The sequence below is a fragment of the Stenotrophomonas sp. GD03819 genome, from assembly GCF_029841665.1.
In the GTDB taxonomy this organism is placed as follows: Bacteria; Pseudomonadota; Gammaproteobacteria; order Xanthomonadales; family Xanthomonadaceae; genus Stenotrophomonas; species Stenotrophomonas geniculata.
In genome coordinates this window covers 1-26691 of record NZ_JAOCEW010000037.1, presented here as the reverse complement: position 1 = coordinate 26691, position 26691 = coordinate 1, and the positions used below count along the sequence as shown (strand labels likewise).

General features: G+C 67.0%; 21 protein-coding genes. 9 read left to right on the top strand and 12 right to left on the bottom strand.

The genetic code is table 11. The annotated features are described in order from the left end of the window. Nucleotides 1-2: 2 nt before the first annotated feature. Nucleotides 3-896, bottom strand: coding sequence for a DnaJ C-terminal domain-containing protein (locus tag N5D45_RS18620; RefSeq protein ID WP_010482782.1), 894 nt, complete (start codon nt 894-896; stop codon nt 3-5). A 261-nt stretch (nt 897-1157) separates the two neighbouring features. Here N5D45_RS18620 and N5D45_RS18615 point away from each other — a divergent pair, with 261 nt between their 5' ends. Both N5D45_RS18615 and N5D45_RS18610 read left to right on the top strand, forming a co-directional pair. Then, a complete protein-coding gene (locus tag N5D45_RS18615) occupies nt 1158-1640 on the top strand; it encodes a peroxiredoxin (protein ID WP_019338671.1) in 483 nt (160 codons plus the stop codon). Nucleotides 1641-1669: 29 nt separating this feature from the next. Beyond that, complete coding sequence (locus N5D45_RS18610) at nt 1670-2245, top strand: ferritin-like domain-containing protein (protein ID WP_043399090.1); 576 nt, start codon at nt 1670-1672, stop codon at nt 2243-2245. Between the two features lie 154 nt (nt 2246-2399). Here N5D45_RS18610 and pbpC read toward each other — a convergent pair whose 3' ends face one another. The 9 genes from pbpC to prpB form a co-directional block, all read right to left on the bottom strand. Continuing rightward, nucleotides 2400-4781 (bottom strand): penicillin-binding protein 1C, encoded by a 2382-nt coding sequence (pbpC, locus tag N5D45_RS18605; RefSeq protein ID WP_279939456.1) that lies wholly within the window; start codon nt 4779-4781, stop codon nt 2400-2402. A 49-nt stretch (nt 4782-4830) separates the two neighbouring features. Then, nucleotides 4831-9738, bottom strand: a complete 4908-nt coding sequence (locus N5D45_RS18600) for an alpha-2-macroglobulin (protein ID WP_279939455.1) — start codon at nt 9736-9738, stop codon at nt 4831-4833. Between the two features lie 157 nt (nt 9739-9895). Continuing rightward, nucleotides 9896-11356 (bottom strand): bifunctional 2-methylcitrate dehydratase/aconitate hydratase, encoded by a 1461-nt coding sequence (locus N5D45_RS18595; RefSeq protein WP_279939454.1) that lies wholly within the window; start codon nt 11354-11356, stop codon nt 9896-9898. Nucleotides 11357-11427: 71 nt separating this feature from the next. Next, nucleotides 11428-12606, bottom strand: coding sequence for a 2-methylaconitate cis-trans isomerase PrpF (gene prpF / locus N5D45_RS18590; protein ID WP_279939453.1), 1179 nt, complete (start codon nt 12604-12606; stop codon nt 11428-11430). Between the two features lie 23 nt (nt 12607-12629). Next, nucleotides 12630-12956 (bottom strand): type II toxin-antitoxin system RelE/ParE family toxin, encoded by a 327-nt coding sequence (locus N5D45_RS18585; protein ID WP_279939452.1) that lies wholly within the window; start codon nt 12954-12956, stop codon nt 12630-12632. Beyond that, nucleotides 12943-13200, bottom strand: a complete 258-nt coding sequence (locus N5D45_RS18580) for a type II toxin-antitoxin system ParD family antitoxin (RefSeq protein WP_019338677.1) — start codon at nt 13198-13200, stop codon at nt 12943-12945. The genes N5D45_RS18585 and N5D45_RS18580 overlap by 14 nt, the downstream gene beginning before the upstream one ends. 100 nt (nt 13201-13300) lie before the next feature. Then, the gene (gene acnD, locus N5D45_RS18575; RefSeq protein ID WP_279939451.1) at nt 13301-15919 is read right to left on the bottom strand and encodes a Fe/S-dependent 2-methylisocitrate dehydratase AcnD; all 2619 of its coding nucleotides are present in this window, start codon (nt 15917-15919) and stop codon (nt 13301-13303) included. 97 nt (nt 15920-16016) lie between these two features. Then, entirely contained in the window at nt 16017-17174 is a 1158-nt protein-coding gene (gene prpC, locus N5D45_RS18570) for a 2-methylcitrate synthase (RefSeq protein WP_010482770.1), read from the bottom strand. Between the two features lie 36 nt (nt 17175-17210). Then, complete coding sequence (gene prpB / locus N5D45_RS18565; RefSeq protein ID WP_010482769.1) at nt 17211-18104, bottom strand: methylisocitrate lyase; 894 nt, start codon at nt 18102-18104, stop codon at nt 17211-17213. A 154-nt stretch (nt 18105-18258) separates the two neighbouring features. Between prpB and prpR the strand changes: the two genes are divergently transcribed. Then, a complete protein-coding gene (prpR, locus tag N5D45_RS18560) occupies nt 18259-19842 on the top strand; it encodes a propionate catabolism operon regulatory protein PrpR (protein WP_279939450.1) in 1584 nt (527 codons plus the stop codon). An 84-nt stretch (nt 19843-19926) separates the two neighbouring features. Here prpR and pdxH read toward each other — a convergent pair whose 3' ends face one another. After that, nucleotides 19927-20526 (bottom strand): pyridoxamine 5'-phosphate oxidase, encoded by a 600-nt coding sequence (gene pdxH / locus N5D45_RS18555; RefSeq protein WP_057502748.1) that lies wholly within the window; start codon nt 20524-20526, stop codon nt 19927-19929. Between the two features lie 40 nt (nt 20527-20566). Between pdxH and N5D45_RS18550 the strand changes: the two genes are divergently transcribed. Continuing rightward, nucleotides 20567-21394: a kinase gene (locus N5D45_RS18550; protein ID WP_279939449.1), complete on the top strand. Its 828-nt coding sequence runs from the start codon at nt 20567-20569 to the stop codon at nt 21392-21394. A gap of 6 nt (nt 21395-21400) precedes the next feature. On the opposite strand, the gene N5D45_RS18545 is transcribed toward N5D45_RS18550, so the two are convergent. Beyond that, nucleotides 21401-21604 carry a dodecin family protein gene (locus tag N5D45_RS18545; RefSeq protein ID WP_005410663.1) on the bottom strand — a complete coding sequence of 68 codons (204 nt, stop codon included), beginning with the start codon at nt 21602-21604 and terminating at the stop codon, nt 21401-21403. A 98-nt stretch (nt 21605-21702) separates the two neighbouring features. Between N5D45_RS18545 and N5D45_RS18540 the strand changes: the two genes are divergently transcribed. From N5D45_RS18540 to mdtD, 5 genes are all read left to right on the top strand, one after another. After that, a complete protein-coding gene (locus N5D45_RS18540; RefSeq protein ID WP_279939448.1) occupies nt 21703-22245 on the top strand; it encodes a shikimate kinase in 543 nt (180 codons plus the stop codon). Continuing rightward, entirely contained in the window at nt 22242-23354 is a 1113-nt protein-coding gene (aroB, locus tag N5D45_RS18535) for a 3-dehydroquinate synthase (protein WP_057502750.1), read from the top strand. Before N5D45_RS18540 ends, aroB begins: the two co-directional genes overlap by 4 nt. A gap of 120 nt (nt 23355-23474) precedes the next feature. Continuing rightward, nucleotides 23475-23714, top strand: a complete 240-nt coding sequence (locus tag N5D45_RS18530) for a WGR domain-containing protein (RefSeq protein ID WP_019336384.1) — start codon at nt 23475-23477, stop codon at nt 23712-23714. Nucleotides 23715-23740: 26 nt separating this feature from the next. Then, complete coding sequence (gene hemE / locus N5D45_RS18525; RefSeq protein ID WP_057502751.1) at nt 23741-24823, top strand: uroporphyrinogen decarboxylase; 1083 nt, start codon at nt 23741-23743, stop codon at nt 24821-24823. Between the two features lie 92 nt (nt 24824-24915). Continuing rightward, on the top strand, nt 24916-26325 hold the full coding sequence (gene mdtD, locus N5D45_RS18520) for a multidrug transporter subunit MdtD (protein WP_010482759.1): 1410 nt from the start codon (nt 24916-24918) through the stop codon (nt 26323-26325). Nucleotides 26326-26691: the final 366 nt, after the last annotated feature.

Sequence of the window (26691 nt, the reverse complement as noted above, 5' to 3'; positions counted from 1 at the left end):
TCTCAGATCGTTTCGCCAAACGCCTTGGCCAGGTTCCGATAGGCCTTCTTCTGCGCCTCGTCGGTCGCAGCCGGGGCCACGATCTCGATTTCGACGATCTGGTCGCCGTCCGGGCTGCCGGGAAGGCCACGGCCACGCAGGCGCAGCTTGCGCCCGGCATCGGAATCGGCCGGAATCTTCAGCTCCACCGCACCGCCCAGGGTCGGCACGCTGATGCTGGTCCCCAACGCGGCCTGCCACGGTGTGACCGGCAGCGTATAGAGGATGTTGCGGCCATCGACCTCGAACTGCGGGTGCGCGGCGTATTCCACTTCCAGCAGCAGGTTGCCGCCATGGTTGCCCTGCCCTGCCAGGCGGATCACCTGGCCCGGGCGGATGCCCTTGGGCACGCGCACGTCCAGCTGCTTGCCGTTGACGGTGATGCGCAGGCTGTCACCGTTGTAGGCCGCCTCCAGCGGTACCGACAGCTTGGCGCGGGTATCGCGATTGGGCGCATGGCCCTGGCTGCTGAAGCCCGGCCCCGGACCAGCGCCGCCACCGCCACGCTGGCGCGCGAACAGGCTTTCGAAGAAGTCGCTGAAGCCGCCGTTGGGGCCGCCGCCGCCGAACACTTCCTCGAAATTGAACCCCCCGGCGCCGCCGTAGTTCGGCGGCACGTTGAACTCCTCGCCCGGGCGATAGCCCTGCGCGCGCAGCTGGTCGTAGGCCGCGCGCTTCTCCGGGTCGCGCAGCGCCTCATAGGCCTCGTTGACCGCCTTGAACTTGTCTTCGGCCCCGGCCTCCTTGCTGACGTCCGGGTGGTACTTGCGTGCCAGCCGGCGGTAGGCGGTCTTGATCTCCGCCTCGCCCGCGCTCGGTTCCACCCCCAGGGTGGCGTAGTAATCCTTGAATTCCATCCAGCTACCTCGATTCGCTTCGGCCGCGCCGGTGGCGCCGCCCCGGGTTCATTCTACGCGCCGGCGATGCTACGCCGGGCCTCGTGCGGCGCCGGTGAGGCCGACTGATCCTGCGCAATGCGGCTGCCATCCCCATGCCCCACGCTGTGGCTGGAAGCCCCTGCCGCAAAGCCCGAAGATGGGGCCTGCACGCAGGTTTTCCAATGTCTTGACGCCCCTGTCCCATCCGGCCCACTAGCCTGCCCCAGCAAGGAGTTCCCCATGACCATCCATGTCGGCGACCGCATTCCGGAAGTGACCCTCAAGCGCATCCGCGAGGGCATCGAAACACTCGATACGCATTCGCTGTTCGATGCGCGCAAGGTGGTGCTGTTCGCCGTGCCCGGCGCGTTCACCCCGACCTGCTCGGCGCGCCACCTGCCCGGCTACGTCGAAAAATTCCAAGACTTCCGCCAGCGCGGCATCGACGTCTACTGCATGGCCGTCAACGACCCGTTCGTGATGAAGGCCTGGGCCGCCGACCAAAACGTGCCCGACGGCCTGCTGATGCTGTCCGACGGCAACGCCGAACTGACTCGCGCGCTCGGCCTGGAGCTCGATGCCAGCGCCTCCGGCATGGGCATCCGCTCGCGCCGTTTCGCCCTGTACGTGGTCGATGGCGTGGTGCGTGCGGTCTGGGTCGAACAGCCGGGCCAGTTCGAAGTCTCTTCAGCCGAGTACGTGCTGGAGCACCTGCCCACCTGATCTTCCACCGCAAGAGGAAACGGCCAGCCATGTCCAGCAAGCCAGCCAAAGCCACAAAGCCTGCCGCAAAGGTTCCCGGCATCAGCGACCGCAAGACCCTGCGCGAACGCGCCCGGCGCAACATCGAAGATGGTGCGATCACCGACAGCTACAATGCCGACCGCGAGGCAGTGATCAAGCTGCTCAACGACGCGTTGGCCACCGAGTACGTGTGCGTGCTGCGCTACTACCGGCACTTTTTCATGGCCAAGGGCATGCTGGCCGACGCGGTCAAGGCCGAGTTCCTCGAGCATGCGCAGCAGGAACAAGCGCACGCCGGCAAGCTGGCTGAGCGCATCGTCCAGCTTGGCGGCGAGCCCGACCTCAACCCCGATACGCTGACCGCACGCTCGCACGCCGAGTACAAGGAAGGCAGCGACCTGCGCGACATGGTCCGCGAGAACCTGGTGGCCGAACGCATTGCCATCGACAGCTACCGTGAAATGATCAACTTCATCGGCGACCGCGACACCACCACCAAGCGCATCCTCGAAGAGATCCTGGCGCAGGAAGAGGAACACGCCGACGAGTTTGCCGACCTGCTGGATGGGTGGATCGGGGAATAGCGGTTGCGCCACACGCTCGCTGCCATCTGCCGCGTTGTAGAGCCGAGCCCATGCTCGGCTGACTGCACCACGCACGTCGCAAGAGCAGCCGAGCATGGGCTCGGCTCTACAACAGCGTTGCAAATATACGGAAAGCGGCGACCAAGGTCGGCACCTACCGCAGCACGTTGAACCGTACCTGGGTCCACGCGCCATCTGCCGCCAGCGCGGTCAGGGTGTGTGCTCCCGGATCGGCGAACTCGCGCTGCATCAACTGCGCGCCGTGGGTCTGCGCAATCCAGCGTCCATCCAGCAACCAGTCCACCGCCTGCTCGCTGCCCAGCGCGCGCAGCTGCAGGCGTACGCCATGTTCGGCGTTGGGTGCACGCGCCAGTGCTGCGCCATCATTGAGGCCATCGATGTGCAACGCGACACTGGCCTCACGCCCATCGTCGCGGCAGTCAGGGGATAGCGCTGGCAATTGCGAGGCCTCGCGCGTGGCCTTGGACAACCACGGCGACAACAGCGCCGGCCAGCGAGCGATCTCACGCGCGACTTCCTCATGCGGCAAACGGCAATCAGCGGAGACACGCAGACCGGTCCGCGCATCGGCCAGGTAACGCTGCCGCCCCGGCTGCCAGCGCCGCGCCTCGCGCTCGGGGAAGGTCGGTGGTGCTGCACCGTCCAGCAGGTAGGCCTGCATCCTGCGCTGGCAGAGCGCAGCTGGCAGTCCCTCGGCACGTTCGCCGGTCGGCCAGCAGATGTCTTCCTGGCTGACACTGGCCGGCATTGGCGCAGCAGCGGAATCGCCACGCTGGCGCGGCAGGCTGTCCACCACTTCGAACATCAGCGGCAGTGCGGTAACCGCACCATACTGGCCCGGCAACGGCGTGCCGTCTGGTCGCCCCACCCACACGCCCACTGTGTAGTGACGGGTACTGCCGATGGCCCACGCATCGCGGTACCCGTAACTGGTGCCGGTCTTCCACGCCACACGCGGGCGGCCACCGACATCGAACGTCCCGACGCCATAGCCCGGGCGCGGATTCGATTCCAGCATCTCGCGGACGATCCAGCTTGCGCCGGGCGAAGCGAGGCGCCGCTCGATCATTGGCTCATCGTCGGTGTAACGCACGCGCCCGGCGATGCCATTGCGGTTGAGCGCGGCGAACGCGCCGACCAGGTCCTCCAACCGCGCGCCGGTGCCGCCCAGGATCAGCGACAGATTAGGCGTGCTGCCCGGCGGGAAACGCAGCTGGATGCCGGAGTGCGACAGGCGAGCGGCGAAACGCGCAGCACCGACCCGTTGCAGCAGATCCACCGAGGGTACGTTGAGCGACAGGCGCAATGCACTGGAAGCGCCGATCGGTCCGTTGAAGGCCATGTCGAAGTTGCCGGGGCGGTAGCTGCCGAAACTCTGCGGCGCATCCACCAGCAGGCTTTCCGAATGGATCAGGCCGTCATCCAGTGCCATCGCATACAGGAACGGCTTGAGCGTGGACCCCGGCGAGCGCCAGGCCTGCACCATGTCCACGTGCCCCAGCCGCTGGCGGTCACCGAACGCCAGCGTGCCCACATAGGCACGTGCCTGCAGGGTCTGGTTGTCGACCACCAGCAGGGCGGCCGAGGTGCGTTCGGGCAGCGTCGAGAAGTAGCTGGCCAGGCGTTCTTCCAGCGTGCGCTGCAGGCCGATATCAATGCTGCTCTGGATGCGCGCTTTGCCCGGCTGCGCTGAATGCAGCCGCTGCGCCAGCAGTGCCGCATGCAGCGGCGGCCGCAGCGAGCGCGCCACCACGTTCTCGATGCGCGCGTCCTCCACTTCCTCCGGCGTCCACGCACCCAGTTCGGCCATGCGTGACAGCACCTTGTCGCGCGCCTTCTGCGCCGCTTCCGGATGGCGGTCCGGGCGCAGCCGGCTTGGCGCCTGCGGCAGCACCGCCAGCAACGCGGCCTCGGCATGCGACAGCTGCGCCGCCGGCTTGCCCAGGTAGGCCCAGCTGGCCGCTTCCACGCCCTCGATGGTGCCGCCGTAAGGCGCGCGCTCCAGATACAGGGCCAGGATCTGCTGCTTGCTCAGATGCACTTCCAGCTGCACCGCGCGCAGCATCTGCTTGAGCTTTCCCCAGGGCGTGCGCGTATGCGGGTCGAGGATGCGGGCAACCTGCATGGTCAGGGTCGAGCCACCGGACACGATGCGGCCGCCGCGCAGCAACTGGCCGCTGGCACGCAGGATCGCCAGCGGGTTGATGCCAGGATGGCGCCAGAACCAGCGGTCTTCGTAGGTCAGCAACGCCTGCAGGTACAGCGGCGAGACGCTGTCGATCGAAGCCGGATAGCGCCACACGCCCTCGGCATCGGCAAAGGCACGCAGCGGCGTGCCGTCGGCGGCCACCACCAGGGTGCTGGTATCACGCTGCTTCGGCAGCGGCGGCGGGAAAGCGAAGTCCAGCACCAGCAGCAGCGCCAGCGAGGCGGCCGTGCCCCAGCGCAACCACGGCCACAGCGGCCGCAGCCGGCGGCGCAGGGCTGCCAGCCGGGTCTTCATTGCGTCATTCATTGCGAATTGCCATCAGGACGGGCCGCGCCGTCGCGGCCCGTCCGCGCGGTCACGGCTGTACCACCGTGATCGTGGTCGGGTTGCTGCGGCCGACGCCGCGCAGCTGCGGCCGGTACATGTCCTCCACCAGCGGCGGCGGCACCGAGTAGGTTCCCGGGGTCACCGCGCGTACCAGGTAGAACACGTTGGCCTTGCTGCCACGCGACAGCTTCAGCGCAGCCACGTAACGGTCGTCGCGGAACTCCTCGTGCTTGGTATCGGCGGCTTCACCACGATCGCTGATGGTGATGCCGTCCACGACCACATCGGCCCACTGCTTGGCGTCGCCCAGGTTGAAGTTCTCGATCTCCAGGCCGGCCGGCAACAGGTCGGTCAGCAGTGCATCCGGCATGGTGGTATCGGCAGTGACGGTGACGCGCACGATCAGCGCTTCGCCTTCCTTCAGCGGCCGCGGCGTCCACGGCTTGCCATCGGTGCCGAAGTAGCTGCGTTCAACACCCAGCACGCTGTTGTCCGGTGCCGGCGCGCTGCGCGGGATGCCGGCCACGTCGATGCTGGCGAACATCGGCGGCTGGCCCTGCGGGGTGAAGCGTACGCCGCTGGCCAGTTCGCTGCCGGTGAAGTTGCGGCCGAACAGCTTGCGCTCACTGATCGCCTCGGTGCTGCCACCGATCACCAGCTCACCGGCCACCAGCGCCTTCTGATTGGCAGCCAGCGCCTTGCCGAGGCGGGCAATCGCCACCTGTTCCTGCGTGCTCAGCCACATCCAGCCGGCATTTCGGCGCGCATCCAGGCCACGGCCGAGATCGACCGCACGCGCGTCCCAGGCGGGCTTGGCCAGCTTGTTTTCGTGCGTCAGCGCGATCATCAGTGCGTCATCGCGGATCGCGCTGCCGTAGTCGCCGAAGTACGACGGGCGCTCGCTGCTGGACTTGGCGAACGCCGCCGCCAGTGCCGCCTGGCCACGCTTGGCATCACCCTGCAGCGACAGCGCCACGCCCAGGTGGACCAGCGACAGGCCACCGACCGCCTTGCTGCGCTCGTTGTCGTACAGCGTGCGCAGGGTACCCAGCGGCGCCCGGTTGACCCGGGCCAGCACATAGCCCGAATACGCCTGGTTGGCGAACTTCAGCTTCTCGCGGTCATCCTGGCCGTAGAACTGATTGCCACCGGACAGCAGGTCCTCACTGAGGCGGTTGAGTGCCTTCTGCAGTACGTTGTCGGGCACCGCGAAGCCGGCGTCCTTGGCATCGAGCAGGAACTCGGTGATGTACGGGGTCAGCCACGGGTTCACGTAGCCGTCGTCACCCCACATCGAGAAGTTGCCGTTGGCCACCTGCATCGACGCCAGGCGACCGAACGCGCCTTCCATGCGCTCGCGGCGGGTCTTGGCATCCAACCCGTCAGCACCGAGCATCGACGACGTCGCCTGGTCCAGGATCAGTGCGGCGTAGCCCTTGCTGGTGGTCTGCTCGGCGCAGCCGTATGGGTAGTTCAACGCACCCTGCAGGGCACTGGCGAACGGGATTGGCGGCAGCGGGCTGACCAGCAGGCGCGCGTTCACCGACTCGGCCATCAGGCCGTCGGTCAGGCTGTTGTCGAGGCTGACCGCGGCCAGGGGATCCAGCGTGCGTACCTGCGAGCGCAGCACCTGCGGCCACGCCGCACGCACCGGCAGCTCGTAGCGGCGGTCGGCCTTGAATCCGTTGCCGTCCACCCGCACCCGCACCTTGGCTACGCTGTGGCCCTCACGCGCGGACAGCGGGAAACTCAGCGTGGTCTTGGCATCGGCATTCAACTGCACGCTGCGGCTGCCCTCACCCAGGTTCAACGGGCCCTCGCTTTCCACCTTCACATTGAACTGCCCCGGCTTGCCGGTGAAGTTCTGCACGTCCAGGGTCACGGTGCTGCGGTCGCCCGGGGCCAGGACGCGCGGCATGCTGGCTTCGGCCAGGATCGGCGCGCGCACCACGGTCTCCACATCGCGCTTGCCGTACTGGTCATCGCTGTAGACCAGCGCCGATACGCGCAGGGTGCCGTTGAAGTCCGGCACCTTCAGGCGGATGCGGGCGATGCCCTTGGCATCCAGCTGCACCGGGCCGGAGAACAGGTCCACGGTCTGCACGCGTGCGGTCGGGCGCTTGGCCTGCGGCAGCGCCTGCAGCGCCATGTCGCCACCAAACTTCAGCTTGCCGCTGCCGCCATCGAAGCTCTCGATCACCCGGCTGTAGATGTCGTAGGCATCGATGCCGAGGCGACGCTGGGCGAAGAAGTGCGCGCCGGCGTCGGGCACCGGGAAGCGGGTGATGTTGAGGATGCCTACATCCACCGCCGAGACGGTGACGTGCGCCATCTTGCCCGCCAGCTGCGGTGCACTGACCGTCACCGGCAGGTCCTGCTCCGGCCGCATCTGCTTGGGCGCAGCCAGTCCAACCGCCACGGTGCGGCCCTTGCGGTCCATCGGAACGTGCACCACACCCACAGCACGGGCCGGGGTGATCTTGCTCGGCGCACTGCCGCCACGGAACACCAGCGCGGTGATGTACACGTCGTGGCGTTCCCAGTCGGCGGTGACCGGAATCTTGAAGGTCGACCCCGGCTTGGCGTCGATGCCCTGCACGTACAGCATGCGGTCGGTCTCGACCATCAGGATGCCCTTGCCGGCGTGCGGCGGGGTCACCGTCACCTCGAGCGTGTCGCCTGCCTTGTAGCCGGTCTTGTCCAGGCCCAGCTTGATCTTGTCAGGGCGCGCGTCCAGGCCGCGGTTGTCATCACCCCAGCTCCAGCCCGCACGGAACGGATAGCGGCTGGTCAGGCCGGTGGACGGATCGAACACGTCCACCCGGTACTCGCCCCACTCCACCGGGAAATCAAAGGCCACCGCGCTGCCGCCGGCATCGACGGTGCGCGTTTCCTTGTTCTCGAAACGGCGGGTGAAGTCGTAGTCCCAGCGGTTGTCGTTGAAGGTCCAGTGGTAGTCGCGCAGTTCGCGCACCAGGGTGATCTTCAGGCCCTTGGCCGGCTGCGGCTTGCCCGCTGCATCCACGCGCATCAGCTCGAAGCGCGCATTGCCGTTGGCATCGGCACCGTCTTCGGGGTTGAACAGCGGGCGCACGCCCACCAGCGCATTGGCCGGCCACATCACCCGCTTCAAGGTGCGGGTGACGGTACGGCCGCCGGTCTCGTACAGGCTGCCGGACAGCACCACTGCAATCGGTGCCTTGGCCTTGGCCGCCTCCTCCGGCAATGCCACATCCTCGCGCAGCTGGCCGTTGGCCGGCAGCGTGGTGTCGATCACGTCCTTGGCTTCGCGCGGCAGCTGCAGGGTCGGGTCACCGAAGAAGTAGCCCGGCAGGCCCTCCACCGGCTGCTGCTCGGCCGCCACTGCCATGCGCGCGGTGAAGCGGTTGCCATCGGCCGGCGCACCATACAGGTAGGCACCGTTGGCCTGCAGGCGCAGGTCCTCACCCGGCTTCAGCGTCTTCTGCACGCTGTCCAGATCCAGCTTCATGCGCTCGGGCAGGAACTCCTCGATGCGCAGGGTCATGCCCTGGATCGCTTCCTTGCTGGCCGGGTCGGTGCGGAACTCGACCTGCCAGCGCCCGGTCGGCGCCTCGGCGGGGATCACCTGCTCGAAATTGATGTAGCCCTGGTCACCCGGCTGCAGGCGAGTCTCGCGGAAAGTCTTGCCGTCGGGCTGCTTCAGGCGCAGGAACACCGGTTGCGCCTTGACCGGCTTGCCATCGTTGTCACGCAGCAGCGCGGACAGGCGCACGGTCTCGCCCGGGCGGTACAGGTCGCGGCCGGACCAGGCGTAGACGTCGAACCAGGCATTGTCACGGCCGGCCACGGCGAATTCGCTCAGGTCCAGCGCCGGCTGGTTGAACGGCAGGAAGCTGGTGTCCTTGCCAGTGCTGGCGACCAGCACGTGGGTGGCATCCAGCGTGTAGTTCAGCAGCGCATTGCCATTGCCGTCGGTGCTGCCCTTCAGCACCACCTCGCCCTTGGCATCGAGAACCCGCAGGTCGATGCCCTTCAGCGGTGCGCCGTCCTTGAGGCCGGCGGTGTGCACGAACAGCTTGTCCTTGTAGGCGCGGGTATGCAGGCCGATGTCGCTGACCGAGAAGAACGCGGTATCGAACTCGCCCTCGTAGTCACCGGTGCGCTTGAGCAGGGCGAAGTACAGGCCCGGCTCCTGCAGTTCCTTGATGTCCTGGGTCGGCAGGTAGGTCAGCACCCGCTCGTTCTGCTTGCCACCCAGGATGAAGCGGTTGACGTAGACCGGCTCGGCCAGCTTGTTGATCGGGCTGCGCTCGTAGTCGCTGCTCAGCTCCCAGCTGCCACGGCGGCCTCCGCGCTGGTACTGGCTGAAGAAGGTCGGCAGGTCCTTCTCGCGCACACGCAGGAACTCGACGTCGACCTCCGGCACGTTCACCGACACCACCGGCAGGCCACGGCTGTCCTTGGCCGGCAGCACGCTGCCCTGCGAAGCGAAGCCGACCACCGGCTTCAGCTCGCCGCTGAACACCTTCTGCTTCAGTTCCTTGCCCAGGCGGCTGCCATCGGCGGCCAGCAGGTCCGGCGAAACCACCAGGCTGAACTCCTTGCCGGCCTCGACGAACGGGTAACGCAGGGTCAGGCCGTCATCGGACAGCGTCCAGCTGCTGTCGTCAGTGCCGACCTTTTCCTCGAAGCGCACCAGTTTGTCGAAATCCTGGGTGCCGACCAGCGGGCGCGAGAACTCCAGCGCCAGCGACAAGCCGTCATTCTTCTGGTCCGGGTAGGCACGCAGCAGGGTGAACTCCTTCACCTGCTCGGCCTTGGTGGTGATGGCTTCACCGCTGGCCTTGGGCAGCTGCCCGCTGTCGTTGCGGCAGCCGGCCAGACCCAGCAACAGGCCTCCTGCCAGTACCGCCGCCGCCCATCCCCACCGCTTCCGCCGTGCCGGACCGCTCATGTCGTCACTCCTTGATCGAGGTGGCCATTATAGGCAGCCCGCGTCAAGGTGTTGACGCCCCGGCGGTCGGAAACCCGGTCCCGCCCGGGACCGGGTAGCCGTCAACCTTGGTTGGCGCCCCCCATGCCAACCAAGGTTGGCATCTACCAGAGCGGCCTCACCCTGGCAGGTACAGGTCCACGTAGTCGGTCACCGGCATCGCCGGCAGCGTCACCGGGTCCAGTGAAGCGGCCCAGATGCGCTGCTGCTGGGCGGTCGGGAAGCGATGGGCCAGGTGCCGGCGGAACTTGTCCATCAGCAGCGGAATGCCTTCCTCGCGGCGCCGGGCGTGGCCGAGCGGGTATTCCACCAGTACCTCGGGCAGCTCGCTGCCGTCGGTAAAGCGCACGCTCAGGCCGTTGGCGATGCTGCGCTTGTCCGGATCCAGATAATCCGCGCTGAGCTGCGGATCCTCATGGCAGGCCATCTTCGCCCGCAGGGCATCGATGCGCGGATCGGCGGCAACGTCGTCCTCGTAATCCTCGGCCACCAGCCGCCCGTGCAGCAGCGCGATGGCGACCATGTACTGCACGCAGTGGTCGCGGTCGGCCGGGTTATGCAGCGGGCCCTGCTTGTCAATGATGCGGATGCAGGCTTCCTGGGTGCGGATTGCGATATGCGCGATGTCCTCGACCCGCCGCCCCATCGCGCGCAGCTGCTGATGCAGCGTGACCGCCGCCTCCACTGCGGTCTGGCCGTGGAACTCGGCCGGGTAGCTGATCTTGAACAGCACGTTCTCCATCACATAGCTGCCCAGCGGTCGCCCCAGCGTCAGTGCCTGACCGTGCATGGATACGGCCTCGAAACCCCATGTCGGTGCACTCAATACGCTGGGATAGCCCATCTCGCCGCTGGCTGCCATCAGCGCCAGACGCACGCCACGACTGGTCGCATCGCCAGCGGCCCAGCTCTTGCGCGAGCCGGCATTGGGCGCGTGCCGGTAGGTTCGCAGCGCCTGGCCATCTATCCAGGCCAGCGACACTGCATTGAGCATGCGTTCGCGATCCAACCCGAGCAGCTGCGAGACCACCGCGGTGGTGGCCACCTTGACCAGCACCACATGGTCCAGCCCGACGCGGTTGAAGGAATTCTGCAGCGCCAGCACGCCCTGGATCTCGTGCGCCTTGATCATCGCAAGCAGCACGTCGTGCACGGTCGGCGGCGGACGACGCAGGGCCTGCGCGTTGCGCCCCAGCCAGTCAAGGACGGCAAGGATGCCGCCCAGGTTGTCCGATGGATGGCCCCATTCGGCGGCCAGCCAAGTGTCGTTGAAATCGAGCCAGCGCACCATTGCGCCGATGTTGAAGGCGGCCTGCACCGGGTCCAGCACGTAGTGCGTGCCCGGTACGCGCGCGCCGTCGACCACGCTGATGCCCGGCACCAGTGGACCGAGCAGTTTGCTGCAGGCCGGGAAGGACAGCGCTTCCAGGCCGCAGCCCAGCGTATCAAGCAGGCAGTGATGCGCGGTCTGGAACGCCAGCGGTGAGTCGATGCGGGCATCGCGCACGTAATCGACGATATCCACCAGCAGTGCATCCCACGCTGCACGCTCGTTGGATGGGGTGTGGTTGTCGGACATCGTCGATCTCCTCGTTGCGGTGCACGGTTGCCCGTGCACCATGCCAACCAAGGTTGGCATCTACCAGAGCACTATTCGGCTGGCACCCGCACCTTGCCTTCCATCAGCACACGGGCGCTGCGGCTCATGATGGCCTTGGTCACTGTCCACTGGCCGTCAACGAGACCAGCCTGCGCACCCACGCGCAACGTGCCCGAGGGATGGCCGAAGGTCACCGCCTCACGTTCGCCGCCACCGGCGGCGCGATTGACCAGGGTGCCCGGAATCGCCGCCGCGGTACCGATCGCCACGGCGGCAGTGCCCATCATCGCGTGGTGCAGCTTGCCCATCGACAACGCACGCGCGTGCAGGTCGATGGCCGAGGCCGGGATGGCCTTGCCGCTGGACGACACATAGTCCTGCGCCGGTGCCACGAAGGCCACCTTCGGCGTGTGCTGGCGCGTGGCCGCATCTTCCAGGTTCTTGATCAGCCCCATGCGCAAGGCGCCGTAGGCGCGGATCTTCTCGAAGCGCTCCAGCGCCCCCTTGTCGTCGTTGATCGCAGGCTGCAGTTCGGTGCCGGTGTAGCCCAGGTCGGCCGCATTGAGGAAGATGGTCGGAATGCCGGCGGTGATCATGGTCACCTCGAAACTGCCCACGCCCGGCACGTCCAGGGTGTCGACCAGGTTGCCGGTCGGGAACATCGCGCCCGCATCGCCGTCATCGGACGGATCGATGAACTCCAGCTGGATCTCGGCGGCCGGGAAGGTCACGCCATCCAGTTCGAAATCGCCGATTTCCTGCACTTCGCCATCGCGCATCGGCACGTGGGCGATGATGGTCTTGCCGATGTTGGCCTGCCAGATGCGCACGGTGCACAGGCCATCGCGCGGCACGCGGGCGGGATCGATCAGGCCATTGGCAATCGCGAACGGGCCGACCGCGGTGCTGAGGTTGCCGCAATTGCCGCTCCAGTCGACGAAGGCGGTGTCGATCGAGACCTGGCCGTACAGATAGTCCACGTCGTGGTCCGGCACCGAGGCGGTGGAGATGATCACGCACTTGCTGGTGCTGGAGGTGGCGCCGCCCATGCCATCGGTCTGCTTGCCATACGGATCGGGCGAGCCGATCACGCGCATCAGCAGTGCATCGCGTGCGGCGCCCGGCGCCTGCGCGGCCTCGGGCAGGTCCTGCAGGCGGAAGAACACGCCCTTGCTGGTGCCGCCGCGCATGTAGGTGGCGGGAATACGGAGTTGCGGGAGGAAGGTCATCGTCGGATCCACGCGTTTGGATTTCAGGAAATGTCTTGCATCAGTGCGTCAAGACCACGATCAACGCACCACACACGCATGATGTCCACGCGGTCCGGTAGATCGAGGTAATAGACGAGGTACCGTTCGAAGCTCGGAACCAGCATGAACCGCAACGGCACCGGCAGCTGTGCTGCGAGGTCGGCGTGCCGGATGGAACCCGAGCCTGGAAATACCGCGATGCGTTGAAGCGTGGCCTCCAACTCGGCGAGAAAGCGCCGACCCAGTATCAGCCCACCCTGCCGTGCGAACCACAGCGCGGCATCGGCTGCGTCGGCTTCGGCCCTGGGTCGCCATTCAATCGCCTTCACGCTCCATCCTTTCGGTCAGTTCACGACGCATGCGCTCGAATGTGTCGGCCGTCACCGGGACGCCAGGCCCAGAAGCCAGCCCCTCGGCAATCAGCTGCTTGAGCAGTTCTTCGGCCTTGCTGCGCTGGCGCTGGCGGATCAGGTCACGCACGTAGTCCGACGTACTGGAATAGCCGCCTTCACGCACTTCCTCGTCCACGAACTGCTTGAGCGGGTCGGTCAGCGAAATGTTCATGGTGGCCATGAGACTCTCCATTGGCAGTTTTTGCCAAGTCAGTGTGCGCCCTGCCCAGGTGTCGGACAAGCCCGCCCCCGGTCTCCGGGGGCAGGCATTCAGGCCGGTATCACGCCACCTTGGCGCCTTCCAGGAAATCCTGGGCAAAGCGCTGCAGCACGCCGCCGGCTTCGTAGATCGCCACTTCCTCGTCACTGTCCAGGCGGCAGGTGACCGGCACGATCAGGTCCTGGCCGTCGCGGCGGTGGATGACCAGGGTCAGGTCGGCGCGCGGGGTGCGCTCGCCCACCACGTCGAAGGTCTCGGTGCCATCGATGCCCAGGGTCAGGCGGGTGGTGCCCGGCTTGAACTCCAGCGGCAGCACGCCCATGCCGATCAGGTTGGTACGGTGGATGCGTTCGAAGCCCTCGGCCACGATCGCTTCCACGCCGGCCAGGCGCACGCCCTTGGCGGCCCAGTCGCGCGAGCTGCCCTGGCCGTAGTCGGCACCGGCAATGATGATGAGCGGCTGCTTGCGCTCCATGTAGGTCTCGATCGCTTCCCACATGCGCATCACCTTACCCTCCGGCTCCACGCGCGCCAGCGAACCCTGCTTCACGCTGCCATCGTCGTTGCGCACCATCTCGTTGAACAGCTTCGGATTGGCGAAGGTGGCGCGCTGCGCAGTCAGGTGATCACCGCGATGCGTGGCATAGGAATTGAAGTCCTCTTCCGGCAGGCCCATCTTCGCCAGGTACTCGCCGGCGGCGCTGGAGGCCAGGATCGCGTTGGACGGCGACAGGTGGTCAGTGGTGATGTTGTCCGGCAGCACCGCCAGCGCGCGCATGCCGGCCAGCGTGCGCTCACCGGCCAGTGCGCCCTCCCAGTACGGCGGACGGCGGATGTAGGTGCTCTGCGGGCGCCAGTCGTACAGCGGGCTGACCGCGGCACCGTTCTCCACGCGCACGTTGAACATCGGGTTGTAGACCTTGCGGAACTGCTCGGGCTTCACCGAGGCCTTCACCACCGCGTCGATCTCGGCATCGCTCGGCCAGATGTCCTTCAGGCGCACCTCGTTGCCATCGGCGTCCACGCCCAGCACGTCCTTCTCGATATCAAAGCGGACGGTACCGGCGATGGCATAGGCGATCACCAGCGGCGGCGACGCCAGGAAAGCCTGCTTCGCATACGGGTGGATGCGGCCATCGAAGTTGCGGTTGCCCGACAGCACGGCCGTGGCGTACAGGTCCCGGTCGATGATCTCCTGCTGGATGGCCGGATCGAGCGCGCCGCTCATGCCGTTGCAGGTGGTGCAGGCGAAGGCGACGATGCCGAAGCCCAGCTTTTCCAGGTCCGGCAGCAGGCCGGCCTCTTCCAGGTACAGCTGCACCGCCTTCGAGCCGGGCGCCAACGAGGACTTCACCCACGGCTTGCGCAGCAGGCCACGTTCATTGGCCTTGCGCGCCAGCAGTGCGGCGGCGATAACGTTGCGCGGGTTGGAGGTGTTGGTGCAGCTGGTGATGGCGGCGATGATCACCGCGCCATCCGGCATCAGGCCCTGCGCCTGCTCGGCCTTGCCCGCTGCCAGCTTGGCCTCGTCGGCGATGCCGCGCTCGACCAGCTCGGAAGTGGCGACGCGCTTGTGCGGGTTGGACGGGCCCGCCATGTTGCGCACCACGCTGGACAGGTCGAAGCGCAGCACGCGCTCGTACTGCGCGGTGGCCAGGTCGTCGGCCCACAGGCCTGTGGTGCGTGCATAGTTTTCCACCAGCGCCACCTGCGATTCCTCGCGGCCGGTCAGGCGCAGGTAATCGGTGGTCTGTGCGTCGATGTAGAACATCGCGGCGGTGGCACCGTATTCGGGGCACATGTTGGAGATGGTGGCGCGGTCACCGATGGTCAGTGCCGCAGCACCCTCGCCGAAGAATTCAAGCCAGGCTCCGACCACGCGCTCCTTGCGCAGGAACTCGGTCAGGGCCAGCACCACGTCGGTGGCGGTGATGCCCGGCTGCGGGCGACCACTCAGTTCGACACCGACGGTGTCGGGCAGGCGCATCCACGACGCGCGGCCCAGCATCACGTTCTCTGCTTCCAGGCCGCCAACACCAATTGCGATCACGCCCAGTGCATCCACGTGCGGGGTGTGGCTGTCGGTGCCCACGCAGGTATCCGGGAAGGCCACGCCGTCCTGCACGTAGACCACCGGCGACATCTTCTCCAGGTTGATCTGGTGCATGATGCCGTTGCCCGGCGGAATCACGTCCACGTTCTCGAAGGCCAGTTTGGTCCACTCGATGAAGTGGAAACGGTCTTCATTGCGACGATCTTCGATCGCGCGGTTCTTCTCGAACGCCTGCGGATCGAAACCGCCACACTCCACCGCCAGTGAGTGATCGACGATCAGCTGCACCGGCACCACCGGATTGACCTTGGCCGGGTCGCCGCCCTTGTCGGCGATCGCATCGCGCAACCCGGCCAGATCGACCAGTGCGGTCTGGCCGAGGATGTCGTGGCACACCACGCGCGCCGGGAACCACGGGAAATCGAGGTCGCGACGGCGCTCGATCAGCTGCTTCAGCGAATCGCTGAGCGTGGCCGGATCGCAGCGGCGCACCAGGTTCTCGGCCAGCACGCGCGAGGTGTACGGCAGGGTGGCGTAGGCGCCGGGCTGGATCGCATCGACAGCGGCACGCGCGTCGAAATAGTCCAGCGCGCTGCCGGGGAGGTTCTTGCGGTAATCGGTATTCATGGGCTGGCGGAGTGCTTGAGGCGGGCCGGGTGCCGGCGGTGCGGCGGCGAAAGCATCCGGCCGGCACGCGGCCGGCCGGATGGGTACAGCAGGTGGATCAGACGCGCTTGTCGATGGCGACGAAGTCGCGGTCTTCCGGACCGATGTAGTTGGCGCTCGGGCGGATGATCTTGCCGTCGATGCGCTGCTCGACGATGTGCGCGCTCCAGCCGGCGGTGCGGGCGATCACGAACAGCGGGGTGAACATCGCAGTCGGCACGCCCATCATGTGGTAGCTGACGGCGCTGAACCAGTCCAGGTTCGGGAACATCTTCTTGATGTCCCACATCACCGATTCCAGGCGCTCGGCGATGTCGTACATCTTCATGCTGGACTGTTCTTCGGACAGCTCGCGGGCCACGTCCTTGATCACCTTGTTGCGCGGATCGGAGACGGTGTAGACCGGGTGGCCGAAACCGATCACCACTTCCTTGCGCTCGACGCGGGCCTTGATGTCTTCCTCGGCCTCATCGGGGGTGTCGTAGCGCTTCTGCACTTCGAACGCCACTTCGTTGGCGCCACCGTGCTTCGGACCGCGCAGGGCACCAATGCCACCACAGATCGCGCTGTACATGTCACTGCCGGTACCGGCGATGACACGGCAGGTGAAGGTCGAGGCGTTGAACTCGTGTTCCGCATACAGGATCAGCGAGGTGTGCATCGCCTTCACCCACGACTCCTGCGGCTTCTCGCCGTGCAGCAGGTGCAGGAAGTGGCCACCGATCGAGTCGTCATCGGTTTCCACATCGATGGCGCGGCCGTTATGGCTCCAGTGGTACCAGTACAGCAGCATCGAACCGAGGCAGGCCATCAGCTTGTCGGCGATGTCGCGCGCGCCGGGGTGATTGTGATCGTCCTTCTCCGGCGCCACGCAGCCAAGCACGGACACGCCGGTGCGCATTACGTCCATCGGGTGCGCCGACGGCGGCAGCTCTTCCAGCGCGGCCTTCACCGCGGCCGGAATGCCACGCAGCGACTTCAGCTTGGCCTTGTAGGAAACCAGCTCGGCGCGGGTCGGCAGCTTGCCGTGCACCAGCAGGTAGGCGATTTCCTCGAACTCGCTGGTGTTGGCCAGGTCCAGGATGTCGTAGCCACGGTAGTGCAGGTCGTTGCCACTGCGGCCCACGCTGCACAGCGCGGTGTTGCCGGCAGCGGTGCCGGACAGGGCGACGGACTTCTTCGGCTTGAAGGTCGGGGTTGCGGTCGTATCGTTCATGTTTCCCTCCGAAAACTTGATGGTGCAGGGTACTGCTTATTTCTTGGCGGCGAACAGTGCATCGAGCTGCTGCTCGAACGCGTGGTAGCCGATGCGGTCGTAGAGTTCTTCGCGGGTCTGCATGGTCTCCACCACGTTGCGCTGGTGGCCATCGCGGCGCACCGCCTGGTAGACGTTCTCGGCGGCCTTGTTGGCGGCGCGGAAGGCAGACAGCGGGAACAGCTGGATGGCCACGCCGGCCGAAGCCAGTTCATCGCGGCTGAACAGCGGGGTGGCGCCGAACTCGGTGATGTTGGCCAGCACCGGCACCTTCACCGCGTCGACGAAGCGCCGGTAGGTGTCCAGGTCGTAGGCGGCCTCGGCGAAGATGCCGTCGGCACCGGCCTCGACGCAGGCGATGGCGCGCTCGATGGCCTTGTCCACGCCGTCCACCTGGATGGCGTCGGTGCGCGCGATCAGGAAGAAGTCCGGATCGGTCTTGGCATCGGCGGCCGCCTTCACGCGGTCGACCATTTCACCCTGCGACACGATCTCCTTGCCCGGACGGTGACCGCAGCGCTTGGCGCCGACCTGGTCCTCGATGTGGCAGGCGGCCGCGCCGGCCTTGATCAGCGACTTCACGGTGCGTGCGATGTTGAACGCACTCGGGCCGAAGCCGGTGTCGATGTCGACCATCAGCGGCAGGTCGCAGACATCGGTGATGCGGCGCACGTCCACCAGCACGTCTTCCAGGGTGTTGATGCCCAGATCCGGCAGGCCCAGCGAGCCGGCGGCCACACCGCCACCGGACAGATAGATGGCGCGGAAGCCAGCGCGCTTGGCCAGCAGGGCGTGGTTGGCGTTGATCGCGCCGATCACCTGCAACGGCGATTCGGCAGCCAGCGCCTCACGGAAGCGGGCACCGGCGGAGAAAGGAGTGGAAGCGGTCATGCGGCAATCCAGGTTGGAGATCGTGTGTGTAGGCGCAAACACCATGCCAACCTGCAAGCGCTTGATTTCACGGGGATGACTGACCCGCATCAGTGAAACATATGAAACACTGAAACAGATGTATCATGAAACACCCTTCCCGGTCCGAGCCACCATGTATCTGCCCCGCTCGCCCCTGCGCCACACCGATGCCGACCCCAGCCGCCCGGTGATCTGGACGGTCAGTGTCTCGCGGCTGACCGGCCTGCTGGGCGACGTCATTCCCGAGTTCGACCGCCGCGCGCGCATCGAGCAGATCAATCTCGGCTTCGAGGAAGCCGTCGAGGTGATCGGCCAGCGCCTGCGCCGTGAGCATTGCGACGTGGTGATCGCCGGTGGCTCCAATGCCGCCTGGCTGCGCAGCCGGCTGGAGCTGCCGCTGGTGCCGATCCAGGCCAACGGCTTCGATCTTATGGAGGCGCTGGCGCGTGCACGCCGCATCGCCAGCCGCATCGGCCTGGTCACCCACGCCAGCGACGTACCGGTGTTCAGCAACTTCCAGCAGAGTTTCGGCCTGGATATCGAGCATCGCCGTTTCGTCACCCGCGAGGATGCGCGCGACTGCATCGCTGACCTGCGCGCCAATGGCATCGAAGTGATCGTCGGCACCGGCATGGCCATCGATCACGCCGAACAGGCCGGCCTGCCCGGCGTGCTGCTGTACTCGGCCGACTCGGTGCGGCAGGCGTTCGAACATGCGCTGGAACTGACCCAGACGCTGGCCCGCTCCAGTGGCAACCGATCCACCCCACGCCGGCGCCCGGCAGTACGTGCCGACGCGCATGAACTGCTCGGCGACAGCGATGCGATGGCACAGGTACGCGCACAGATTGCGCTCTATGCACCGCACGACAGCACCGTGCTGGTCAGTGGCGAAACCGGCACCGGCAAGGAACTGGTGGCACGCCAGCTGCACGCCGCCAGCGGCCGGCGGGGTCGCTTCGTCGCGCTGAACTGCGGTGCGATCAGCGAATCGCTGCTGGAGGCAGAACTGTTCGGCTACAGCGATGGTGCCTTCACCGGCGCACGTCGCGGCGGACGCGTCGGCCTGGTTGAAGCCGCAGACGGGGGCACCTTGTTCCTGGATGAGATCGGCGAGCTGCCGCTGCCGTTGCAGACCCGCCTGCTGCGTGTACTTGAAGAACGTGAGGTACTGCGTGTCGGCGCAACCGAACCGACCCCGGTCGACCTGCGCGTGGTGGCCGCCACCCTGCAATCGCTGGAGCAGCGCGCGGCAGCGGGCAGCTTCCGCCGCGATCTGTATTACCGACTGGCCGCACTACGCATTGCCCTGCCCTCGCTGCGTGCCCGGCGCGGTGACATCCCGTTGCTGGCGCAGCACTTCTTCCGCCAGCTGCGTGGCATCGACGCGCCACTGGATGAGGATGCACTGGCGGTGCTGACCACGGCCGAGTGGCCCGGCAACGTGCGCGAACTACGCAATCTGGTGGATCGCCTGCGCATCCACTGGCAGCCGGCTGAAGGGCCTATTGATGCTTCGCGACTGCTGCAGCTTGCGCCCGAGCTGGCAAGCGAAGGCGCGACGGCACTGCCGCTGGAAAGTAACGGCAAACGCCCGCCGCGTGCGCAGCTGGAAGCATTGCTGCAGGAACATCGCAATGACCGCGAGGGCATGGCACAGGCGCTGGGCGTATCACGCACCACGCTGTGGCGGTGGCTGCGCGCGGAGGGTCTGTAGAGCCGAGCCCATGCTCGGCTGCTTCTGCAGGGACAACAGCCGAGCATGGGCTCGGCTCTACCGCAGCCCCGGCACCGCCCCGACTTACGGATACAGCAGGCGCTTGCTCCAGCGCCCTTCGGCACCGGCTTCATAGCACCAGCGTTCGTGCAGGCGGAACTGCGCGCCGTACCAGAACTCGATGCGGTCGGGCACCACGCGCAGGCCGCTCCAGCCCTCCGGGCGCGGCACGTCCTTGCCCTCGAAGCGGGCCTCGACCTCGGCCACGCGCGCATCGAATTCCTCACGCGTTGCCAGCGTCTTCGACTGCTGCGAGGCCCAGGCGCCGATCTGGCTCATCCGCGGACGGCTGGCGAAATAGGCATCGGCTTCGGCGTCGGCCACCTGCTCCACGCGCCCCTCGATGCGCACCTGGATGCCGGCTTCGCGCAGGCTGCGCCACAGGAACAGCAGCGCGGCCTGCGGGTTGGCATGGAGTTCCTGGCCCTTGTGGCTGTCCAGATGGGTGTAGAAGACAAAGCCACGCTCATCGAACGCCTTCAGCAGCACGGTACGTGCCGAGGGGCGGCCGTGCGTATCGGCAGTGGCCACGGTCATCGCGTTCGGCTCGACCTCGCGGCTCTGTTTGGCCTCTTCAAACAGGCCGGCAAACGTGGACAGGGCTTCGGCGTACAGGTCGCTCATGATTGCGTTCTTCTCACACGGATTGGGCTATTGTGGCTGCATGGCCGCTGCTGCGTATATGCCCCAGGTGAAAGGATTCCCCGAAACATTGGCCGAACAGGTGCTGGACGATGCACTGGGCAGCGGCGCAGCAGTTCCAGTATTGGCGATCAGCGGCCTGCAGGGGAGCGGCAAATCGACGCTGGCCGCGCAGGTGGTGGCCCGCGCCCAGGCACGCGGCCTGAACGCAGCCACGCTGTCGATCGATGATGTCTACCTGACCCGCGCACAGCGCCAACGGCTGGCCCGCCAGGAGCACCCACTGCTGATCACCCGCGGCCCGCCTGGCACCCATGACCTGCCGCTGGCCCACGCGGTACTGGATGCAGTGGCCGCACGCCAGCCCTTCGCGATGCCGCGCTTCGACAAGCTGGCCGATGAACGCCTGCCCGAAGCGCAATGGCCGCAGCTGCAACAACCGCTGGACCTGCTGGTGTTCGAAGGCTGGTTCCTAGGCACGCCTGCGCAGGATGACGACGCGCTGGACAGCCCGTTGAACGCGCTGGAACGGGAGGCCGACGCCGATGGCCGCTGGCGGCGCTGGTGCAACCAGGCGCTGGCCCGCGACTATCCTGCGCTGTGGCAGCGCTGCGACCGCCTGTGGTTCCTGCAGCCACCGGATTTCTCGGTGGTACCACGCTGGCGCTGGCAGCAGGAGCAGAACCTGCAGGCCGCACAGCCGGGCCGGCACGGCATGAGCCGGCCACAGCTGGAGCGCTTCGTGCAGTATTACGAGCGGGTCAGCCGCCAGGCGCTGCGTGCCCTGCCCGCCCTGGCCGACCACGTAGTGGTGCTGGACGGCCAGCGACAGGTGCAGGACGTGCGCTGAGCGCGCCTATTCCACCAGGAAGGTCACCCGCAGGTTGACCCGCCATTCGGTGATCTCGCCACTGCCATTGGTGACCACCTTGGTCTCGTTCACCCAGGCGCCCTGGATGCCCTTGACCGTCTCGGAGACCTTTTTCAGCCCGCTGCGCACGGCGTCCTCCACGCTTTTCGGCGAGGAGGCGGTGATTTCGATGACCTTGGCGACCGTCATGGCCTGTACTCCGGCTGGCGCGGGAGACCCCGCAGGAACGCCTACCCTGACGTGAAGAACGTAAAGGCCAGGGCACGGAGGTGTTAGCATCAGAGAGCATGAATCCTGCTCCGAACCTGATCCTGATCGGCCCGATGGGCGCCGGCAAAACCTGCATCGGCCGCCGCCTGGCCGAGCGCTTCACGCTGGACTTCGTCGACGTCGACCAGGCCATCGTCGATGCCGCCGGCACCAGCATCCCGACCATCTTCGAGCACTCCGGCGAAGCCGGCTTCCGCAACCATGAACGCGAGGCGCTTGCGCGCGTGCTGGAAGGCCGCGGCCAGCTGGTCTCCACCGGTGGCGGCGCGGTGCTGGATCCTGGCAATCGTGCACTGATCGCCCAGCGCGGCTTCGTGGTCTACCTGAGGGTCAGCGTGGCCGCGCAGCTGGAACGCCTGGCCCGCGACAAGGGCCGGCCGCTGCTGCAGCGCCCGGACCGCGAGCAGGTGCTGCACGATCTGGCCGCACACCGCGACCCGCTGTACCGCGAACTGGCCGACCTCACCCTCGATACCGACCCGTATACCGCTGCCGACGCGACCGCCCACCTGGTGGTCAAGCTGGCCACGCAATGGCAGCGCCAGGACCTGACCGCATGACTTCCCCCGCCCTGCTGCAGGTCGCCGTTGGCGGCGACCGCCCTTACACCATCACCATCGGCCCCGGTGCCCAGGCCGACGGCGCTGCGCTGGCCTCGCATGTTCGCGGCCGCCACGTGCTGCTGCTCAGTGACAGCGAAGTGGCCCCACGCTATCTGGACGCCGTGAAGCAGACGCTGTTGGCCGCACGCCCCGACCTGATCGTCGGCGAGCACGTGCTGGCCGCAGGCGAAGCCTCCAAGACCCTGGCCGAGTTCGGCCGTGCGATCGAAGCACTGGCCGCGCTTGGCGCCACCCGCGACGCCTGCGTGTTCGCCCTCGGCGGCGGCGTGGTCGGTGATCTCGCCGGTTTTGCAGCCGCCTGCTGGATGCGCGGCGTGGACTGCGTGCAGCTGCCGACCACCCTGTTGGCGATGGTCGATTCGTCGGTGGGCGGCAAGACCGCGGTCGACATTCCGGCCGGCAAGAACCTGGTCGGCGCCTTCCATCCGCCGCGCGCAGTCATTGCCGATACCCGCGTGCTGGCTACGCTGCCGCCGCGCGAACTGCGTGCCGGCCTGGCCGAAGTGGTGAAGTACGGCGCGCTGGGCGATGCCGTGTTCTTCGAATGGCTGCAGCAGCATGCCGATGCGCTGATCGCCGGTGAAGACAACGTGCTTTCCGAAGCCATCGCGCGCAGCTGCCGGCACAAGGCCGCCATCGTCGAGCGCGATCCGTTCGAGAAGGGCGAGCGTGCCCTGCTCAACCTGGGCCACACCTTCGGCCATGCCATCGAGACCGAACAGGGCTACTCGGCCCCGGGCCGCGATGCGCTGAACCACGGCGAGGCCGTAGCGGTGGGCATGGTGCTGGCGGCGAAGCTGTCCACCCACCTGGGCCTGGCCGAGGATGCCGACCGCGCGCGCCTGCAGTCGCTTCTGGAACGCCTTTGCCTGCCGGTGGCGATTCCGGCCGGGCTGGACCCACAGGCCCTGCTCGGCCGCATGCGGCTGGACAAGAAGAACGTGGCCGGCCGCCTGCGCCTGGTGCTGTGGCGCGGCATGGGCCGTGCCGAGGTGGTGCCGGACGTGGATGAGGCGGCGGTGCTGAAGGTGCTGGGCGCGGGCTGACCTTTCCGCGTTCGCCGGGCATGGCCCGGCGCTGACGGATTGTGCTGCGGCATGAAGCGCAGCCGAGCGTGGGCTCGGCTCTACAGGTCCGTGCCGCCCCGGGGCGATACAATCGGCGCCATGCACGTCTACCTGCAACATCCCGACGCCGGTGCGCAGGCACCGCGCTTCCTGCGCCTGAGCCTGCAGCCGGATCTGTTCGGCGGCTGGGAACTGCTGCGCGAAAGCGGCCGCGTCGGTGCCCGCTCGCAGCTGCGGCGCGAGCTGTTCCTGCAGGCCGACGAAGCCCGCCATGCTTTCGAGAAGGCCCGCGATGCCGAACTGCATCGCGGCTTCCAGATCCTTTCGCACGGCGACTGACGCCGCTGCCAACTTTCGTCCAAGGAATGCCCATCGTGACCAGCCCTCTCCGCAATGATCGCCTGCTGCGCGCCCTGCGCCGCGAACCGGTGGACTGCACCCCCGTCTGGCTGATGCGCCAGGCCGGCCGCTACCTGCCGGAGTACCGCGCGACCCGGGCCAAGGCCGGCAGCTTCCTGGCCATGGCCAAGAATCCGGAGATCGCCTGCGAAGTCACCCTGCAGCCGCTGCGCCGCTTCCCCTTGGACGCGGCCATCCTGTTCTCGGACATCCTCACCATTCCCGACGCGATGGGCCTGGAGCTGTACTTCGTCGAAGGCGAAGGCCCGAAGTTCCGCCACCCGGTGCGTGATGAAGCGGCCATCGCCAGGCTGGCCGTGCCGGACATGGAACAGGACCTGGGCTATGTGATGGACGCGGTGCGCCTGATCCGCCGCGAACTGGATGGCCAGGTGCCGTTGATCGGCTTCTCCGGCAGCCCGTGGACGCTGGCCTGCTACATGGTGGAAGGCGGCGGCAGCAAGGACTTTGCGCGCATCAAGGCGATGGCGCTGAACCACCCCCAGGCCCTGCACCGCCTGCTGGAGATCACCACTGAAGCGGTGATCGCCTACCTCGGCGCGCAGCGTGCGGCTGGTGCGCAGGCGCTGCAGGTGTTCGACACCTGGGGTGGCGTGCTGTCGCCGTCGATGTACCGCGAGTTCTCGCTGCGTTACCTGCAGCGCATTGCCGAGGGCCTGGAGCGTGGCGAAGGCAGCGAGCGCACGCCGCTGATCCTGTTCGGCAAGGGCACCGGCCTGCATCTGGAAGCGCTGTCGCAGACCGGCGCCGATGCGCTGGGCCTGGACTGGACGCTGGACCTGGACGAGGCCATGCGCCGCACCGGTGGCCGCGTTGCCCTGCAGGGCAACCTCGACCCGACCACGCTGTACGCCTCGCCGGATGCGATCGCCGCCGCTGCCGCACGCGTGCTCGACACCTATGCCGCGGGCAACGGTGGTTCGCGCGAGGGCCATGTGTTCAATCTTGGCCACGGCATGTCGCCGGACATGGACCCGGCGCACGTGCAGGTGCTGGTCGACGCGGTGCACGCGCACAGCCAGCGCTGAACCTTGCGCATGCGGTTGCGGCGCGATGTTGATCGCGCCGTGACCCGCAGTGCGCGATCATGGTCTCCCCAACGCTGCACCGGCCGCGCCCCATGTCCACATCGCCATCGACCTACAACCGCCAGCGCCCCCTGCTGTGGTTGGTTTCGTTGGCGATCTTCATGCAGATGCTGGACTCGACCATCGTCAACACGGCGTTGCCGGCGATGGCCGCCAGCCTGGGCGAAAGCCCGCTGCAGATGCAGTCGGTGGTGTTCAGCTATGCGCTGGCGGTGGCTACCTTCATTCCCGCCTCCGGCTGGATCGCTGACCGCTACGGCACCCGCCGCACCTTCCTGGTGGCGATCATCCTGTTCACCCTCGGCTCGCTGGCCTGCGCGCTGGCCCAACACCTGCACCAGCTGGTCGGTGCGCGCGTGCTGCAGGGCATCGGCGGTGCGATGCTGCTGCCGGTCGGTCGCCTGGCGGTGATGCGTTCGGTGCCGCGCGAGGATTTCCTGCGCGCGATGAGCTTCATCGCCATCCCCGCGCTGGTCGGCCCGTTGATCGGTCCCACGCTGGGTGGCTGGCTGGTCGAGATCGCCTCGTGGCACTGGGTGTTCCTGATCAACCTGCCGATCGGCGTGATCGGTTTCATCGCCGCGATGAAGATCATGCCCGACCACTACGCCAGCCATCGCACCCGCTTCGACCTGCGTGGCTACATCATGCTGGCCTTCGCGATGGTGGTGCTGTCACTGGCGCTGGACGGCATCTCTGGACTCGGCACGCCACATGCGCTGGTGATGCTGATGACCGTGGCCGGCCTGGCTGCGCTGGTGGGCTACTGGCTGCACGCCGCCAACTCCACCGCTCCCTTGTTCTCGCTGGCCCTGTTCCGCGTGCCCAGCTATCGCATCGGTATCCTCGGCAACCTGTTCTCGCGCATCGGCAGCAGCGCCATGCCGATGCTGATCCCGCTGCTGCTGCAGGTCGGCCTGGGCCTGGGCCCGATGAACGCCGGCCTGATGATGGTGCCGGTGGCAGCGGCCGGCATGGTGTCGAAGAAGCTGGCGGTAAAGCTGGTTGAGCGCTACGGCTACCGCCGCGTGCTGATGGTCAACACCGTGCTGGTCGGCCTGGCGATGGCCAGCTTCATCCTGATGACACCGGGCCAACACCTGGCTTGGCGCCTGCTGCAGCTGGCGTTCTTCGGTGCGGTCAATTCGCTGCAGTTCACCGTGATGAACACCGTGACCCTGCGCGACCTGGACCGCGAATTCGCCAGTTCCGGCAACAGCCTGCTGTCGATGGTGATGATGCTCGCCGCTGGTTTCGGTGCCGCCGCTGCGGGCAGCCTGCTGGCCGCGTTCGGCAACCACCTGGACAGCAACAGCGCGACCGCGGCGCTGCATGCGACGTTCCTGTGCGTGGGCGCGATCACGCTGACTTCGACGATGATCTTCTGGCAGCTGCCCGATACCAAGCCGGAGCCACGGCAGGTCGAGCACGTCGCGGAGTGAGGGTGGTTCGGCAGGGCTGCGCCCTGCACCTGCAGAGGCTTCAAGCCAAGGCAACAGCAACGGCAAAAGCAGGCATTCCTTGGGATGGCGGGGCGGTGTGGGCTTGCAGGACACGCCGTAAACCCGTCCATGGGGGCTCGATGGCGCCATCCATGGCGCCAACGGTCCTGCAAGCCCACACCGCCCCACCTCTGACAGATTTTCGCGATTGGGTAGATTCACGCCATGCGTGGATGAACGTCCATTGAAATCGAACATTTCGATATCTGTGAGATTTGAGCCGAGCATGGCTCGGCTCTACACAGGGCGCCGGCAGCTCGCGAGAATCTGTCGAAGGCGGGGTGGGTCCGGTTGCGGGGGCGTGAG